Below are 16074 nucleotides of genomic sequence, written 5' to 3'. Positions count from 1 at the left end.
CGCCCCCCAACCAAACCACAAGGCCACTCGTCGATATGACGCCTCAGCGGGTCCAGCGCAATTCGGAATGAACAGACCGAAAGACCACAACTCCCTTTCGAGGCCTCTCATCGGTAATGCCATGATGCGGTAAAAACTTGGAAAGCAAGTGAAATTGCTCAGCCTGAGAAGGCTCGCGGCCTCTGCTCCGACAGGCCCGCCCTGCACAGGCTGGCCGTGACGGTTCCCGACCGGACCCCGTGCACCGAGCCGCCACGTCTCCACGCGCGCCCCGATCGCGGTGCCCGACCGCCCCGGCGCGGCATCGGAATCACCGGACCGAGTAGTGTCGGTCGTCCTATGCGAGGCGCCCCGCTCTCGGGGGTGCGGCAGTCGGACGCGATGCCGGGGATGTCCGGTGGGTCAGGTGAGCGGGCGGGGCAGGCGGTTCTCGGGCGCGACGGTCATCATCGATTGTGGAACCCGTTCGGTGGTTCCATGGCGTGACTCTTGATGAAGAGGTCCTCAGCGGGCTCTGGGGTAGTGGACGGGACGGAGCGGCCGCGCGCGCCCAGCGTGATCGCCGCGGCGACGACGATGGCGGCCGCTGCGAACGCCGTCGTCGCGGGCCAGCCGAACCGTTCGACGGCGGTCGCGCCGAACGCCGTCCCCAGGCTTCCGCCGACGAAGTAGACGAGCATGTAGGCGCTGTTGAACCGCGCGGGTGCCGCGGGGTCGATGGCGAGGACGGTGCTCTGATTCGCGACCTGTGCGGCGAACAGTCCCGCGTCGAACAGCGCCAGACAGAGCAAGGTCGCCGGGGCGCTCGAGAGGGCGAACCCCACGATCACCGTCGCGGCCCCGGCGACGGCCAGACCCAGGAGGATCACGCGCCGCGCGCCGACGCGATCGGTGAACATTCCCGCGACCCGGGTGGCGGGAATGCCAAGGAGCCCAGCGAACGCGTACAGGCCGATGCGCTCTGCCGAGTACGAGTACGGGGGCTCCGACAGCGCCACCGCCAACCCGGCCCATATCGCGCAGAACGCGAAGAACCACAGGGCGCCACGGGTGGCGGCCGACCGCAGCGCCGTGTTCCGGACGAGCAGGCCCGGAATCGACTTCAACGTGGCGAGGTAACCCCGCTCGGCTCCTCCCCGGGTGCCCGGGACCACCAGCAGCAAGCCCACCGCGACGGCCGCACAGGCCGCTGCGAACGCCATGAGCATGCCACGCCAGCCGATCACCTCGGCGAGCCAGCCGCCGACGATGCGGCCGGCGAGGATGCCCGCCGAGATCCCGGCCGTCAGGAGCCCCAGCGTCGCGGCCCGACGATGCGGGGACGCCAGCCGCCCGACCACCGAACTGAGGCCCGCGCCGACCGCGGAACAGGCCCCGATCACGCTGATCGTCGCGCCCAGCACCAGAACATCGCCGACAAGGGCACACAAGAGCAGGGCTGCCGCGAGGGCGCCGACCTGCGCCGACAGCACCCGCCTCGGAGGGAATCGGTCGACCAGGGGGACGAGCAGACCGAGCCCGACCATGTATCCCAGCGGCCCGCACGCGAGCGCCACCCCGACCGCGGCGAGCGAGGCGTGCAACGAGTCCGCCACATCGGCGATCGCCGGCTGCAGCGCGTAGATCGTCGCCGTCCCGAGCCCGGCCGCGAGCGACATGAACCAGACGACGGGACCGGGCAGGCCACGACGCCGACCGGCATCGGCTCCGGCAAGATCAGTTTCCACGCCTTCGACGCTAGGAGGCGCGGGCACGGCCACGCTGGCAGGAATCAGACGTCGACGTCCCCACGACCAAGGCGGACGATCCCCGGCCGAGGCCACGGTCGGCCTGCGCTTCATGGACCACGTCGTCGCGACCGAGATCGCCTGGACCCCGTGTGGAGTGATCGGGCCGTCCCGAAAGCCCGCCGGGTGGTGCGAGCGCCGGTCGCTCCGTCCGGTGGCGGCGAGCGTGTAATGCCGACGAAAAGATGGTGCGCAAAGTTGCCTCGACGCAGGATCGAAACCGCGGGTGCAGCCCCTCGGGCAATGGAGTGTGCAATTTTTGAAACATCTCGCTTTCATGGACGGTGGTGCCCGCAAAGGACTCGTGCACCATCGGACACTGCTGGTTCTGAAATCTGGAGACGGCCGTTGCCGAACCGTCTTGGAAGGCTGGGCGTAGGCGTGGAGAATCCCACCCGGGTGGGAGGGCAAGGAAGCGAGCGTCGATCGCCCCAGGCCGCCCGTGGGTCAAGGGGCTGAGCCTGGAGAGCCGGCTGACCGATGCCCTGGGAACCGGCCCGGCTCCCCCCAGCGGAAGGACTCGAGAGTTTGGGCGTGGACAATCCACCTGGCCCGGGCAAAGGCCCGGAGACCACCGACAAGCCCACCCCGCCCGAAAGCGGCGGCACGTCATCGCACGACCATCCCGGAGCGGACGGGAAAACGCCCCGCGTGGACAGCCTCTCCGCAGCAGGCTGGAAGTTTCCCGGACGGCCCGAGACCGGCACCGGGCAGCCTGGCGACCGCGATCCGAAGACCAACGATTCCACCGCCGTCCCGACCCGCGACAACCCACAGACGCAGGGGGCCCCGGCCGAAATCAAGCCGGACGCCAGGAGAGACCCCGAGAGCGACAAAACCGACTCCGCCCTCCCGCCGACCGACCCTGAGGACGACGAAACCGACTCGGCCCAGACCGGCGAAGGCGGCTCGGAAGCGGAAAAGCCCGGCCATGCCGAGCCCGAGGAGCCGCGCCAGGACCAGGGCGAGCGCGGCAACGACGACCAGGAAGCCGAGGCCGGTCAATCCGAGACCGGCAAGGTCGATGCCCAGGGCGACCACGAGAACAGGGAACCACGCCCCCAGGACGCCGGCAGTTCCACCGGTGGCAAGACCGACGACCCCCAACCAACCCCGCAGCCGGTGTCCCGCCTGGAAAGCATCGCCCGCGCCCGCGAAGCACAACACGAATACGCAGAACAACTACGCGCAAAGTCCCAAGACAGCCAACCTTCCGATGACACCGCACAGCAACCCCTTGGCGAAGAGGGAGACCAAAATGCCCCGCCCCAAAATGCGAAAACGGGTGAGCGGGAGCATGGGCAGGAAGTGCAGCCCCCAGTCAACGATGAGACACCACCCGGCGGCGCCGATGACAATGACAGCGACAACAGCGGCGGCGACAGCAACGGCAAGGACGACAGTCCGCCTGAGGAACAGACACATGTCGAGAGCCGTTCTGGCGAGCGGCCCGTGTCAAGAGAAACGAAGGCCGTCACTGAAGAGCAACAGCAGTCCTTCGAACAGAGCCAGCGGCATCTCGACGGTCTCAGTAAGAAGGGACAATCAGAGGAAGTCGGCAAAGGCTTCGAGAGAGACGGCCAGAGATACAAGCCTGAAGCCGCTCTGCTGAAGGCCGCGAAACATGGTGTCGACTGGTCTGAAGGAAGGGCTCGCGCGATAAGAGAAGGTCGACCCCAAGGGCAGTTCGGCAGCGCGGCAGACGTCCAGTACGCGACGGAGCGCGGAGCCGAACTAGGGCCGAATAAAACGGGCTTCTTCAGACTGCCCGAAGGGCATGACTGCGTAGAGTATCATCCAGATGGCGAGACAAGCACACCGGACAGCCTATTCGTCAAGGTGTACCCCAACGGTAAGGTCCACGCTTACCCGCTGACTCGATAGGATTTGCATGAGCTTTTGGCTGCAAACAGGAAACCCTGAGACCCTGGAGGTCGGGTCGGGCGAGGACATGGCGGATGCGACGGGGCAGATGTATCCCATGGGCACCGAAGACGCCATCTTGTTCTGGAATCGGGTCCCGGTGCGACTCGAATACCGCTATGACATTCCCGTCTTGCTCGATGACCTGGTCTCGCTGCTTGAAGAGGTCCAGAGCCCGGAGTTCTCCCAGACGGAGGTTTACTGGGGGTCCGACACATTCTCTGCCGAATGGAACATTGTGCGCGATGGTGATTCCCTCAGAATCGATTCACGCTGGAACGGCGTTCATGGAAGCTATGAATCCCTCCTCAACGACCGAAGTCAGTTGACCGTGAGAATCGATTCTTTCGTGGCCGAGTGGCTGAAGGTGCTACGCCGGATCACATCCGACCTCGCCATCCGCCATGTACGCCTGGAAGATGATGACATCGCGACCCGGGCGGAGACGCTGTTGGCGAAGGCGAATTGACTTCAAAAGGCGGACGTATGGCGTCGCTGAGTGCACTTCAGGTAGCCGCAACGCGATCATCGGGTTGGCGAGAGCCGGTGCCTCGTTGTTCGCATGGCCAGGGTGGTGAGTCTCTGGGCGAGGAGGTCGGGGGACGGGGCTTCGATCAGGCGGTCTGGGAGGCCGGGGACGAAGGCCCACCATGATCGGGTGTAGATCCCGTACCAGACCTGCAAGCCGGGGATCCAGGACGTCAGGCCGGCGGCCGGGTTCATTGGCTCAACTCCCCGCCGGATGGTTGGGCGGCCAACGTCGCGCGTAGTTCGTCCTCGGAGTCGGCGATGACGGTCGCGGGCGGGCTCGACTTCGGATCGCGCCGGACCGCGCCCCAGTACTCGCCCCGCTGCGACACCCACACCATCCAGGCGGGGAAAGTCTCGCTCGATCTCGGCTGTTCTCGGGTCTTTCACTGGTTGACCTGCCCCTTCGCGGCCGGACTCGTTGAGGTTCGTTCGATTCGCAGGACAGAGTGCAGCCGATCGATTACCTTCGGCTACGAAGCTGTCTCAACTGGACGTCCACCCCCCGACGCCCCCGCCAACCGAGTGACGGAGGCCCCCGCCATGGCCGGTGACCAGCAAGATCCCGACGCCCTGCGCGTCCACTTCGGTGAAGAGCTCCGGCGGATGCGCCAGCGCGCGAAGCTTTCCCAGAACCAGCTCGCGACCGCCCTCGGCTGCACCCCGCAATGGATCTGCCAGATGGAGAAGGCGGACAAGGCCGTCTCCGAGCAGACGGCCCTCGACCTGGACACCTACTTCAAGACCGACGGCGCGGACCAAGACGACGGCCACTTTCACCGCCTCTACACCGTCATCCGTCGCGCCGGCCGCCACCGCGTCCTGTTGCCGGGCTTTGATGCCTACCTGCGCCACGAGAGCAAGGCCATCGGCATCCGGTGCTTCGCTGCGCAGGTTGTCCCCGGGCTCCTCCAGACTGAGGACTATGCAAGGGGGACGATGGACCTGAGCGAGCCCGTCGAGACGCTCGATGCGCGGACCGTCGGACGCATCGACCGGCAGGCGATCCTTTCCCGGGACAAGCCTCCTGAGACGATCTTCGTCCTGGATGAATCGGTACTTCGACGACCGGTCGGCGGTCAGAAGACCATGGTCGACCAGATCGAGCACTTGATCGGTGCCGCGCAGTCGCCCCGTATTCAGATACGAGTCATGCCGTTCCAGCGAATCACGCCGGTTGCGCTCGTAGGTGGCCTGATCCTTCTCAGTTTCGAGAAGGATGCCGATCTCTTGTACTTCGAGACGGGGAGCGTGGGGCAGTTGGTCGACCGCGAGGACGTCGTGTTCAAGGCCGGGGTACATTTCATAACGATGGTGGGCGAAGCTCTTAGTCAGGCGGAGTCCATCGAGTTCATGAGCCATGCCCGGGAGACTTACCTGTGACCGATGTGAACCTCACGACGGCTGGTTGGCGGAAGAGCAGTTACAGCGGTGGGACGGGTGGTGAGTGTGTGGAGGTTGCCGCTGTGGAGGGGCAGCTTCTGGTTCGGGATTCCAAAGACCCGGATGGGCCCTGCCTTGGGCTGACTCTGGTGGCTGCGCGTGACCTGGTGGGTCGCCTGCGAGCCCAGTAGGCCGGACGCGGATTGCCCTTCTTGGTGCCTGCCGGGCTTGTTCAGCTGAGCAGGGTCAGGACGCGGGTCGCTTGGTGCTTCAGGATTTCTGGTGGAGCGCTGGTCTCGCCCGAGGCGCGGCGCAGGATGGCCAGGAGCCAGAACGTCGCCAGGAGTCGGCGGGAGTCGCGTAGGCGTGCTGCTTGGGCGGGGGAGGGGTCGAAGCGGTCGAGGATCTGGGCGGCGTCGATGATGCCCGGCGCGGCTAGGGAGATGTGCTCGACGCTCTCGGCCAGTTCGTAGGGCTGGTCGCTGCGGCCGGAGTGCTCGAAGTCCACGATGCCTACCGTCCGGCCGTTCCAGAGGTAGTTGGCTAGGTTGCCGTCGCCGGTGCCCAGCACCGGCTCGTGTTGCTCGGCCGCGAACGCGTCCAGCGCTGGGTGTCGTATCCACGCGGACGCCTCGTCGAACGCGTTCTCGATCATTCGGTCGGCTGTCGGCCTGGCGAGCATGGGGAACGCTAGTCGGAGGTCGGTGAGCATTTCCGCTGGGGACCCTGCTCGGGGCGGGAGGGCGGCGAGGAGATCGCGGGGGATCGCTCGTTGCATCGCCTTGATGGCGTCGGCCATGGCCTCGACCTGCGCGGTGGTCACCGGGGGAGTCAGCGGGGAGCCTGCGAGCCTCGTCATCGTCACGCGGGCGGGCTCGGTCGCCAACTCGGCGGTTATGGGGGACGGCCCCAGGCCGGGGGCGTATTCGGCGAGCAGCGTCAGCGCTCGCCATTCCCTTTCCGCCGCATCGTGGCTCCCGGGCCTGTACGTCTTGACCACGATTCGTGGGTGTATCTGAACGTCGTGCGTGCTGGCCAGGCTCATCCGGCTTCGCCGATCCCTTCGGGCGAGGGTGCCGTCCCACGCGTCCCCTGCCGGGCGGTTACTGGACGATGACCGTGTTCTGGGGGGCCTGTTTGTCCACGGTCCAGCCGTCGTGGCCGGCGTCGGACGTCCAGTGCTTGCCGGCGAAGCGGATCTCGGTGAGGCCGTAGGCCTGGGCGTGGGTCACGGCCCAGCTCGCCACCGCCCAGCCCGAGCGGGGGTTGGTCACCTGGACCGCGTTCCACGAGTCCGGGTCGGACGGGGTCCCGGCCTTGAGGGGGCCGGGGCCGCCGACCTTCAGGCGGCTGCCGAAGGCGCGGCGCATCTCGCGGAGGGCGTCGGGGCGGCGGGACGTGGTCTTCTTGTCGGGCGGGTACCAGCAGCGGGCGGTGGCGGGCTCGCGGCCGGTGAAGGCCGTCGCGAGGAGCTTGCCGTCGGGTTCGTGCTGGGCGTAGGCGCGGCCGTCGGCGCTGCGCTGGACCTTCTGCGCCGCGTCGTGCAGGTCGCGGTCGAGGTAGTCCTTGACCTTGACCAGCGCGTCGAAGAACTTGCTGGTGGACTGGACGGGGTCGCGGAGCTTGTCGGGCGTGCCCCACCCCTGGGACGGCCGCTGCTGGAACATGCCGACCGAGTCGCGGTCGCCGCCCGGCAGGTTGTGGATGTGCGACTCCTGGATCGCGGTGGCGTAGGCGATCACGACGGCCCGTTCGGGGAGCTGCTTGCGGAACGCGACGGCGGCGATGGTCGCGGCGTTGGCGCCCTGCTCCAGGTCGAGAGGCATCTTGCCCAGGGACGTCTGGACCTCGCAGCCCGACCCGTGCAGGTACGGGCGCATCCGCTGGAAGGCCACGTAGACGCCCACGCCCACCAGCAGCACGACGACGGACAGGACGGCAGCCCAGCGGGCACCGCGGCGGCGGCGCCCGCCGCCCGCCCCCTCATTGGGGCGCGCCTTCAACCTCGCCCAAACAGCCACGCGAAGACAGTACTGGGAGATGGCCACCAGTAAGCTCAGGAGGCATGACCGAAACGTTCACCAGCCCGATCTCCGGCGGCATCGACGAGCTGTGGGAGCGGCGCACCGAGCTGACCCCGGACGACGCCGACGCGCGTTCCGCCATCGTGGCCGCCGTCGACCTGATCGACACCGGCGAGGCCCGTGTCGCACGGATCGACCCCGCGACCGACGAGGTCGTCGTCGACGAGCGGGCCAAGCGGGCCATCCTGCTGAGCTTCAAGGTCCTCGGCATGGCGCGCTCGCAGGTGGGCGACTTCCGGTACCACGACCGCATCCCGCTGAAGACGCGCCTGGACGGCGTGCGCGTCGTGCCGGGCGCCATCGCGCGCTGGGGCGCCCACCTCGCGCCGGGCGTGGTGCTGATGCCGTCCTTCACCAACATCGGCGCCTACGTCGACTCCGGGACGATGGTCGACACCTGGGCCACCGTCGGGTCGTGCGCGCAGGTCGGCAAGAACGTCCACCTGTCGGGCGGGGTGGGCATCGGCGGCGTGCTGGAGCCCCCGAACGCCAAGCCCGTGGTCATCGAGGACGAGGCGATGATCGGCAGCCGGTCCATGATCGTCGAGGGGGCGCGGGTGGGGCGCGGCGCCGTCGTCGGGTCCGGGACGAACCTGTCGGCGTCCATGCCGGTCATCGACGTGGAGACCGGCGAGGAGATCAGCCGCGGGCGCATCCCCGACTGGTGCGTGGCCGTCGGCGGCACCCGCTACAAGGAGTTCAAGGGCGGCACGTTCGGCCTGCCGGCGGTGCTGATCCTCAAGCGGCTGGAGGAGGGGCAGCGCCACGACAAGGCGTCCCTCAACGACATCCTCCGCGACCACGGCATCAACACCTGAGCGGCGCCTCCTCGACCTTGAGGGGGCGGTCGGTGAGGACGGCGGCCGCGGCCGCGTAGCCGGGGCCCGCGGCCAGGTCAGCGAGGCGGACGGGGGAGACCGCCGCCTCGCCCTCCCAGGCGACGACCTCGGGCGGCTCGTCCGGGCCGGAGACGTGGATGGCGGTCATCGGGGCGGCCAGCCCGTGGCCCGTCGCCTTCAGCAGGGCCTCCTTGCGGGTCCAGTAGGAGTGGAATCCGCGCCTCCGGTCGCTCATGGCCCGCAGCACCTCGCCTTCGGTGTCGGTGAGCACCATCCTGGCGAGGCCGTCGATGTCGCGGTCGCTCTCCTGCTCGACGTCCGCTCCGACCACGGCGCCCTCGACCAGCACGAGCAGGACGCGGTCCCCCGAGTGGGAGAGCGAGAAGTCCAGGTCGCCGCCGGGGAGGCGGGGCTTGCCGTGCGAGTCCCCACAATGGGGGCATTCGGTGGTGAAGCGGATGTCGTGCGGGGACCTGCCGGTGGCCTCGGCGAGGACCGTGCGCGCGAGGAACCGCCCTGTGACGAACCGGGCCTTGTCCTCGGCGCGGATGAAGCGTTCGTAGCGGGCGCGCTCTCCCTCGTCCAGGAGGTCGCGCATCCGGGAATCGTCGTCGGGGCGCGCCCAGTGGACGGCGCACTCCAGTACGGGCATCTCCACGAACGCGATGATAGATAACCTTCGACCATGGGGCTTGATCTCTTCTCGGACGTCGCGGACCTGACGGCGGCGGTCGTCGACATCGAGTCGGTGAGCGGCGGGGAGGAATCCCTGGCCGGGGCCGTCGAGGAGGCGCTGCGGGCGCTGCCGCACCTGGCGGTGGAGCGCGTCGGCAACAACGTCGTCGCGCGCACGGATCTCGGACGCGCCGAACGGGTCGTCCTGGCGGGGCACCTCGACACCGTCCCGCTGAACGGCAACCTCCCGTCCCGCGTGGAGGGCGACCGGCTCTACGGCTGCGGCACCACCGACATGAAGAGCGGAGTCGCGGTCGCGCTGAGGCTCGCCGCGACCGTCGAGGCGCCCACGCGCGACGTCACCTACGTCTTCTACGACTGCGAGGAGATCGAGGCCGAGCGCAACGGGCTGCGCCACCTGGCGGCGTCCCGGCCCGACCTGCTCGCGGGCGACTTCGCCGTGCTGATGGAGCCGACCGGCGGGCTGATCGAGGGCGGCTGCCAGGGCACGATGCGCGTCGAGGTCGCGGCGGCGGGGGAGCGGGCGCACAGCGCGCGCGCCTGGATGGGCTCCAACGCGATCCACTCCGCCGGGGCGATCCTCGACGTCCTGCGCGCCTACGAGCCGTCCCGCCCGGTCGTGGACGGCCTCGAGTACCACGAGGGCCTGAACGCGGTGTTCATCACGGGCGGCGTCGCCGGGAACGTCATCCCGGACGAATGCGTCGTCACCGTGAACTACCGGTTCGCGCCCGACAAGTCCCTCGCCGACGCGGAGGCGTACCTTCGGGAGACCTTCGCGGGCTTCCGGGTGACGGTGACCGACGGCGCGCCCGCCGCCCGGCCCGGCCTGACCCACCCGGCCGCCTCCGCGTTCGCCGCGGCGAGCGGCGCCGAGGTCCGCGCCAAGCTCGGCTGGACCGACGTCGCGCGCTTCGCCGAACTCGGCGTCCCGGCCGTCAACTACGGCCCCGGCGAGCCCACCCTCGCGCACACGCGCGACGAGTACGTGGAGATCCCCCTGATCGCCGAGTGCGAGGAACGTATGCGCACGTGGCTGGAGGGGCCCATTACCGTGGCTGCATGACATCGGAAGTGAATTCCCGCTCGCGCCGGCAGGGACCGGCCATGCTGCGGGGGCGGGCCGTCCCCCCGACGACGACCGACCAGCGGCTTCTCGACAGCCGCGGCCCGGTCGACTGGGTCCACGCCGACCCGTGGCGGGTGCTGCGGATCCAGGCGGAGTTCGTGGAGGGCTTCGGCCTCCTCGCCGAGCTGCCGAAGGCCGTCAGCGTCTTCGGCAGCGCCCGGACCAAGCCCGGCTCGCCGGAGTACGAGATGGCCGTCGACATCGGCGCCCGCCTGCACGAGGCCGGCTACGCCGTCATCACCGGCGGCGGCCCGGGGATCATGGAGGCGGCCAACAAGGGCTGCGACGAGAACGGCGGCCTGTCGGTCGGCCTCGGCATCGAGCTGCCGTTCGAGCAGAAGCTGAACGACCACCTCGACATCGGCCTGGAGTTCCGGTACTTCTTCGTCCGCAAGACGATGTTCGTGAAGTACTCGCAGGCGTTCGTCGTCCTGCCGGGCGGCTTCGGGACGCTGGACGAGCTGTTCGAGGCGATCACCCTCGTCCAGACCAAGAAGATCACCCGCTTCCCGATCGTCCTGGTCGGGACGCGGTTCTGGAGCGGCCTGCTCGACTGGGTCAAGGAGTCGATGCTGACCTCCGGCAAGATCTCGCCGCAGGACATCGACCTGTTCCACCTCACCGACGACCCCGAGGAGGTCGTCCGGATCATCATCGAGGGCCACACCCGGGCCGAGCAGGAGATCATCGAGTCGCGCGCCGCGGCCGAGGCGGCCGAGACCGCCGGGGAGTAGCCTCCCGCGCCGTGGACCTGCATGATCGGGGCGATCATGCAGGTCCAGGCGACCCTCGGCTCGGGCTAGCCGGGCGCCCGGTCCGTCCAGCCGGCGGTGATCGTGGCGCCGCCCGGGGCCGTGACCAGCGCGCCGTCGGCCGAGACGACGAAGTCGCTGCTGGTGATGCGGGAGGTCTCCGGGTCGATCACCAGCTTCGACCTGCCCCCGACGTCGAAGGAGATCGACAATCCCAGCCCGCCGTTGACGGGGCCGAGGCTCTCGACGTTGGGGTAGTCGGCGAGCGCGCGGAAGGCGGCGGCGCGGACCTTCGGAGGAGCCGGCACCTGGGTGACCAGGGAGAGCAGCCCGTCGAAGACCCACCGCCGCCGCGACTCGGCGACGGTGCCCTTACCTCTGATGACAAGGGGGATCTTCCGCTGGTCGGTGGCGATCCAGGCCTTCAGCGCATCCGGTGTGGTCGGCAGCCGCTCGATCTGTGCGATGGTCAAGGGCGACCCGCCGACTGTGAACGGGGCGGGCCCGGTGTGCTCGACCACCTTGCCGCCGGTGGCGCGGCCCTTCTCCCAGAACCGGCCGTCGCGGGCGGTCCAGTTCTCCGTCAGGGTGCCGGTCTCGCCCTGGCGGGGGGTGTAGGCCCAACTCACGTACCAGTACTTGCCGGAGGCCGCGGGCCGCTTCAACGCGGTCGTGGCGGCCACAAGAAGGACCTGCCGGCCGGACGGGGAGGCGGACGCGACCGGGCCCCGCTCCGGTCTCTCGGCGCCTCCCCCCGCCCCGGTGACGACCACCACCGCGGCGGCCGCCGCGGCGAGGGCCGTCCCCGCCGAGGCCAGGAGGACGGTCCGCCTCCTCGACGCACGGCGCGGAGCCTGCTCGTCCGAGCGCAGGTCCTGGTCGATCTCGGTCATCACGAACTCCCGGAGCCGTCGGTGGCGGTCGCTCGGCAGATCCCGCTCCACCGGCTCCGGCAGCAGCCGGGCCAGCACCTCGCGGTCTTCCGGGTTCGGCTGACTCGCGTTCATCGGGCTCGGGTCAGTGGGGCTCGGGTTCATCGGGCTTTCTCCTGAGCGGACCGGACCGCGATCTCGCGGTCATCCTCTTCCTGTCCGTGGCCGGACACCGGTTCCGGGCCTTCTTCGGGCGGCCGCGCCCGCCCGGCGGTGAGCCTTTCCAGCTTCCTGCGCGCGCGGGACAACCGGGAGCGCACCGTGCCGACCGGCACGCCGAGCGCCTCGGCGGCCTCGGCGTAGCCGAGACCCGACCAGACGCACAGCGCCAGCACCTCGCGCTCGGGTTCGCGGAGCGCCGCCAGCCCCGCCCGCATCCGGGCGAGCCGCTCCCGGTCGTCGATGCGGGCCGTGATCTCGTCGGTGAAGTCCGGCACGACCTCGCCCTTCGGCAGCCGCGCGAGCGCGCCCTCGTGCCGCCGGGCGGCGCGGCGCACGTTCCGGGCGACGTTGGTGGCGATGCCCAGGAGCCACGGACGCAGCGATCCGTCGGCATCGAGGTCGACCCGTTCGCGAAGCCGCCATGACTCCAGGAAGGTGAGGGACACGACGTCCTCCGCCGCCGACCAGTTCCCCGTCAGGCGGAAGGCGTGGTTGTACACCGAGCGCGCGTGTTCGTCGAACAGTTCTCTGAACGCCTCGGGGTCTCCTGCGTGAACGCGGGCACGCATACTCATCTCCACATGCAGGACTGTTCGCCGGGCCCACCGGGTTCCTGTGACCTGCCTCACATGACGACGCCATGGAAGGCGCATCGCCGCACGAGGATCCCGTCGCTTTATGTGATTATTTGACTACATGTCTGGCTGTCGATAGGAAGAGGGCTTTGTGCCGGGCGCCGGACGGTGTTGCGGCTGACCGGAAGTGGGCGCGGGTCGGATGCCGGTGTTGCGGCGTGTGGGGCTGTTCGGGGTCGTTCCGCTGGTGGTGATCGCGGTCGCGGCGTTCGGCTGGTACCGGCTCAGCGACACCGGCAGGGACTGGCGCTACCGCGACAGGCTCGCCGGCTTCTGCCAGGGGCTCGTGCCCGAGGCGGAGTCCGCCGCCTTCACCGGCCACGACCAGAGCCTCCTCGGGCGCGACCGCTCCGTACCGGAACATGACGGCCTGCGCTGGGAGAGGTGCGAGCTCGGCGCGCGGCCGAACTGCCGATGCCGCTGGGCGGCGGTTGGGAGGGCTTCACCGACCTTCAGAACACCGCGGTGGTCCTGCCCTGCACCAACCGGCACGCGTCCGTGGTGGTGTCCGCGGTCCGGGACGAGGCGGCGGGGACGGACGAGGCGCGCCGGGCCGCCCGGCTCGTCACCGCCACGGCGGTGCGGGCCGCCCGCCGCTACGGGTGCGAGGCCAAGCCCGGCGGCCCGATCCCGCCGGTTTCGAGGCCGTCCGGCGACACGCTCCCCGAGAACGTCGGGGGGACCTGCGCCGGTATCCCGGTCGCGACCGCGGTGGACCGGGGCGAGGTCAACTGGATCAAGTGGAACGTGGGGGGCGGGAACTCACCCGTCGAGGACTGCGTCCTCGGCAAGACGGTGGCCTTCCGTGCGGACGCGTACCACTTCCAGGCGAACTACGGCCCGTACGCCCAACGGCTGGAGTCCGCCCAGTACGACGAGGGCTACGGCGGCCACGGGTACGGCAACCCCGCTGAAGACCCTCGGCGCGGCGCGGCCGTCTCAGACCGGATACCTGACGCCCGTCAGCCTCTCCGAGCACTCCCAGAGGCGACGCTGCCCCTCCACGTCGAGAGAGGCGGCGCTGGACCTCGCGCGCACCGGGTAACCGCGAATGCCCCCGACGCCTCGTGGACCGAAGTACTCGCCGCCGCTCACATCCGGATCCGTCGCCGCGCGCAGCGCGGGCAGCGCCCCCATCTCCGCGGGCTGCATCAGGCGTAGGGCGGGCATCACCCTGCCCAGTGCGCGGATCGGCGCGGGCGTGTGACGCGGCAGTTCGGTGTCGGAGACGCCCGGATGCGCCGCCACGGCGACCGTCCCGGTCCCGGCCAGCCTGCGCTGGAGCTCATAGGTGAACATGATGTTGGCCAGCTTCGACTGCCCGTACGCGGCCACACGGCTGTAACGCCGCTCGGACTGTAGGTCCTCGAAGTTGATCCGCGCCCGGAACCGGTGGCCCATGCTGCTCATCGTGACCACGCGGGAGCGTTCGGAGGCCAGCAGCCGGTCCAGCAGGAGACCCGTCAGTGCGAAGTGGCCGAGATGGTTCGTGCCGAACTGCAACTCGAACCCGTCCTGGGTCCTGCTGTACGGCGGGTACATGACACCCGCGTTGTTGACCAGGATATCGATCCTCTCGTGAGCGGACCTCAGCCGCTCGGCGGCGGCGCGCACCGAACCGAGGTCGGAGAGGTCCAAGCGCAGGACCGCGAGCCTCGCTTCCGGCACGGTGCCGGCGATCCGGGCTGCCGCGAGGTCTCCCTTCTCCGTGTCGCGGACCGCGAGCACCACCGATGCGCCGCGCGCCGCCAGCGCCTTGGCGATCGCGAAGCCGAGCCCGGTATTGGATCCGGTAACGACTGCTGTTCGCCCAGTTTGGTCGACAATGTCGCTTTCTGGCCACTGTTGCGTTTTCAGGGTTCCTCCCGTCGCCGCTGGGCACCCTATCGTCGGATTCAGACTTCCGAAACGTTCCTTCCGGCCGTCTGAAAGGGACCCGAACCGGCGGAATGGAGAATGTGCGGCCCCTGCGAAGTCGTCCTTGAGGACGGGGCTGCGCGCGTTCGCCGAGCGGCACGGTTGCTCGGACCTCCGCCTGCCCGCTGACGACCTTCGGCGCGGCGCGGCCGGTTCAGGCGCTGGCGACCACGGCCATGCAGGTCACGAGCAGAAGCGCCACCTGCCCGAGGACCAGGGTGGGACGGATCCGCGCGGTGATCGCCCAAGCGGGCCGCAGCACCAGAGCACCGGCCCCGGCGGCGGCGCTGCCCCAGAAGGACCACCAGGCGATGGGCATGAGCGTCTCCGAGGCCGGATCGCACTGCTCTCCATAGGTGAGGCACCGCGCGTACTCCGGGGTCGCGAGCACGCACAGCCAGGCGAGCACGGTGGCGGGGAGCAGCAGGGCGAGAGCGGTCGCCGCGGCCACTCCCCAGGCCGAGCGCGTCCTGGGAGCGGCGGCGGTGTCATCCTTGATCACGGACCCAGTGAACAGGCTTCCGGCCGCTCGACCGATCCGTCCTCCTACTCAGGTCCGCGCGGCACGGTACCCAACACCGGCCGGGGACGCGCCGGCGCCCGCGGTCAGGACTTGCCGCGGGCGTCGCGGATCATGTCGCGGACGCGGTCGGCCACCGCGGCCATCGGGCCGGCGAGCATGTTCTTGGTCGCGGACTCCACGCCGGGATGCGGGCGGGTGGGCGCGGTGGCCTCGGCGGCGCGGACCGCGGCGGCGAAGCCCTTGAGCTGGGCGGGGCTGAACTCGTCCTTGAGCCGGTCGAACTCGTAGCGCTCCTCGGCGCGCGCGTGGGTGAGCACGTCGACGCGCAGCTTGTCGAGCGACTTGAGGAAGCGCGGGTCATCGGTGTCCATGCCGTCCAGCTCCGAGAGCAGCTCCTTGGCCTCGCGCTCCTCGGCCAGGCGGTCGTCCACGATGCCGTCGCCGCCGGGCAGGCGCCGGGCCACGGGGTGGATGATCTCCTCTTCGGCGGTCTCGTGGATGGCCAGCAGCTTCACCAGCCGGTGGAAGGCCTTCTGGCGCTCGGCGCCCTCGGAGTCCATGACCTCGTCGAACAGGTCCCTGATCCGGCCGTGCTGCGCGCGCAGCAGGTCGACGACGTCCTCGGTGGTCTCGGCGTTGGCGGGTGTGGTCCGCATGGGCCTTCCTCGCTTCCTCGCCCGGCGGTCCCCCGGCCGGGCGGTGTGAATGACGGGCGATGCGGCCGCCCGTACCCAGAGGTCCGGCGCCCATGCGAATGGTTCTCGCCCGGCCGTGCCGGGAGTCG

At 69.6% G+C, this 16074-nt stretch carries 16 protein-coding genes; 7 read left to right on the top strand and 9 right to left on the bottom strand.

The annotated features are described in order from the left end of the window. Nucleotides 1-446: 446 nt before the first annotated feature. A complete protein-coding gene (locus FKD65_RS14735) occupies nt 447-1727 on the bottom strand; it encodes an MFS transporter (protein WP_240810153.1) in 1281 nt (426 codons plus the stop codon). 594 nt (nt 1728-2321) lie between these two features. On the opposite strand from FKD65_RS14735, the gene FKD65_RS14730 reads away from it, so the two are divergent. The 4 genes from FKD65_RS14730 (at nt 2322) to FKD65_RS14715 (ending at nt 5812) form a co-directional block, all read left to right on the top strand. Continuing rightward, entirely contained in the window at nt 2322-3671 is a 1350-nt protein-coding gene (locus tag FKD65_RS14730; protein ID WP_141578036.1) for a hypothetical protein, read from the top strand. A gap of 7 nt (nt 3672-3678) precedes the next feature. Continuing rightward, the gene (locus FKD65_RS14725) at nt 3679-4179 is read left to right on the top strand and encodes a hypothetical protein (protein ID WP_141578035.1); all 501 of its coding nucleotides are present in this window, start codon (nt 3679-3681) and stop codon (nt 4177-4179) included. 320 nt (nt 4180-4499) lie between these two features. Next, nucleotides 4500-5621, top strand: a complete 1122-nt coding sequence (locus FKD65_RS14720; RefSeq protein WP_141578034.1) for a helix-turn-helix transcriptional regulator — start codon at nt 4500-4502, stop codon at nt 5619-5621. Further along, the gene (locus FKD65_RS14715; RefSeq protein ID WP_141578033.1) at nt 5618-5812 is read left to right on the top strand and encodes a DUF397 domain-containing protein; all 195 of its coding nucleotides are present in this window, start codon (nt 5618-5620) and stop codon (nt 5810-5812) included. Before FKD65_RS14720 ends, FKD65_RS14715 begins: the two co-directional genes overlap by 4 nt. 41 nt (nt 5813-5853) lie before the next feature. On the opposite strand, the gene FKD65_RS14710 is transcribed toward FKD65_RS14715, so the two are convergent. Both FKD65_RS14710 and FKD65_RS14705 read right to left on the bottom strand, forming a co-directional pair. Beyond that, entirely contained in the window at nt 5854-6666 is an 813-nt protein-coding gene (locus FKD65_RS14710; protein WP_141578032.1) for an aminoglycoside phosphotransferase family protein, read from the bottom strand. Nucleotides 6667-6724: 58 nt separating this feature from the next. Next, nucleotides 6725-7642 carry a hypothetical protein gene (locus FKD65_RS14705; protein ID WP_240810152.1) on the bottom strand — a complete coding sequence of 306 codons (918 nt, stop codon included), beginning with the start codon at nt 7640-7642 and terminating at the stop codon, nt 6725-6727. A gap of 44 nt (nt 7643-7686) precedes the next feature. On the opposite strand from FKD65_RS14705, the gene FKD65_RS14700 reads away from it, so the two are divergent. Next, the gene (locus FKD65_RS14700) at nt 7687-8523 is read left to right on the top strand and encodes a 2,3,4,5-tetrahydropyridine-2,6-dicarboxylate N-succinyltransferase (RefSeq protein WP_141578031.1); all 837 of its coding nucleotides are present in this window, start codon (nt 7687-7689) and stop codon (nt 8521-8523) included. On the opposite strand, the gene FKD65_RS14695 is transcribed toward FKD65_RS14700, so the two are convergent. Then, nucleotides 8513-9196, bottom strand: coding sequence for a 4'-phosphopantetheinyl transferase superfamily protein (locus FKD65_RS14695; protein WP_141586836.1), 684 nt, complete (start codon nt 9194-9196; stop codon nt 8513-8515). The genes FKD65_RS14700 and FKD65_RS14695 overlap by 11 nt on opposite strands. A gap of 33 nt (nt 9197-9229) precedes the next feature. On the opposite strand from FKD65_RS14695, the gene dapE reads away from it, so the two are divergent. Continuing rightward, the gene (gene dapE, locus FKD65_RS14690) at nt 9230-10306 is read left to right on the top strand and encodes a succinyl-diaminopimelate desuccinylase (RefSeq protein WP_141578030.1); all 1077 of its coding nucleotides are present in this window, start codon (nt 9230-9232) and stop codon (nt 10304-10306) included. Beyond that, nucleotides 10303-11103 (top strand): TIGR00730 family Rossman fold protein, encoded by an 801-nt coding sequence (locus tag FKD65_RS14685; protein WP_141578029.1) that lies wholly within the window; start codon nt 10303-10305, stop codon nt 11101-11103. Before dapE ends, FKD65_RS14685 begins: the two co-directional genes overlap by 4 nt. Before the next feature lie 65 nt (nt 11104-11168). On the opposite strand, the gene FKD65_RS14680 is transcribed toward FKD65_RS14685, so the two are convergent. The 5 genes from FKD65_RS14680 to FKD65_RS14660 all read right to left on the bottom strand — a co-directional run bounded on the left by FKD65_RS14680 (nt 11169) and on the right by FKD65_RS14660 (nt 15946). After that, nucleotides 11169-12128: a CU044_5270 family protein gene (locus tag FKD65_RS14680; RefSeq protein WP_141578028.1), complete on the bottom strand. Its 960-nt coding sequence runs from the start codon at nt 12126-12128 to the stop codon at nt 11169-11171. A gap of 26 nt (nt 12129-12154) precedes the next feature. Then, nucleotides 12155-12784: an RNA polymerase sigma factor gene (locus FKD65_RS14675; protein WP_141578027.1), complete on the bottom strand. Its 630-nt coding sequence runs from the start codon at nt 12782-12784 to the stop codon at nt 12155-12157. Between the two features lie 1005 nt (nt 12785-13789). Next, entirely contained in the window at nt 13790-14707 is a 918-nt protein-coding gene (locus tag FKD65_RS14670) for an oxidoreductase (protein ID WP_141578026.1), read from the bottom strand. 214 nt (nt 14708-14921) lie between these two features. Then, a complete protein-coding gene (locus FKD65_RS14665; protein ID WP_141578025.1) occupies nt 14922-15269 on the bottom strand; it encodes a hypothetical protein in 348 nt (115 codons plus the stop codon). Between the two features lie 104 nt (nt 15270-15373). Continuing rightward, a complete protein-coding gene (locus FKD65_RS14660) occupies nt 15374-15946 on the bottom strand; it encodes a hemerythrin domain-containing protein (RefSeq protein WP_141578024.1) in 573 nt (190 codons plus the stop codon). Nucleotides 15947-16074 lie beyond the last annotated feature (128 nt).

Source organism: Actinomadura sp. WMMA1423 (assembly GCF_006547145.1).
Taxonomy (GTDB): Bacteria; Actinomycetota; Actinomycetes; order Streptosporangiales; family Streptosporangiaceae; genus Spirillospora.
Note: the sequence above shows the minus strand (reverse complement) of the source record. Positions and strands in the feature narration are given on the sequence as shown.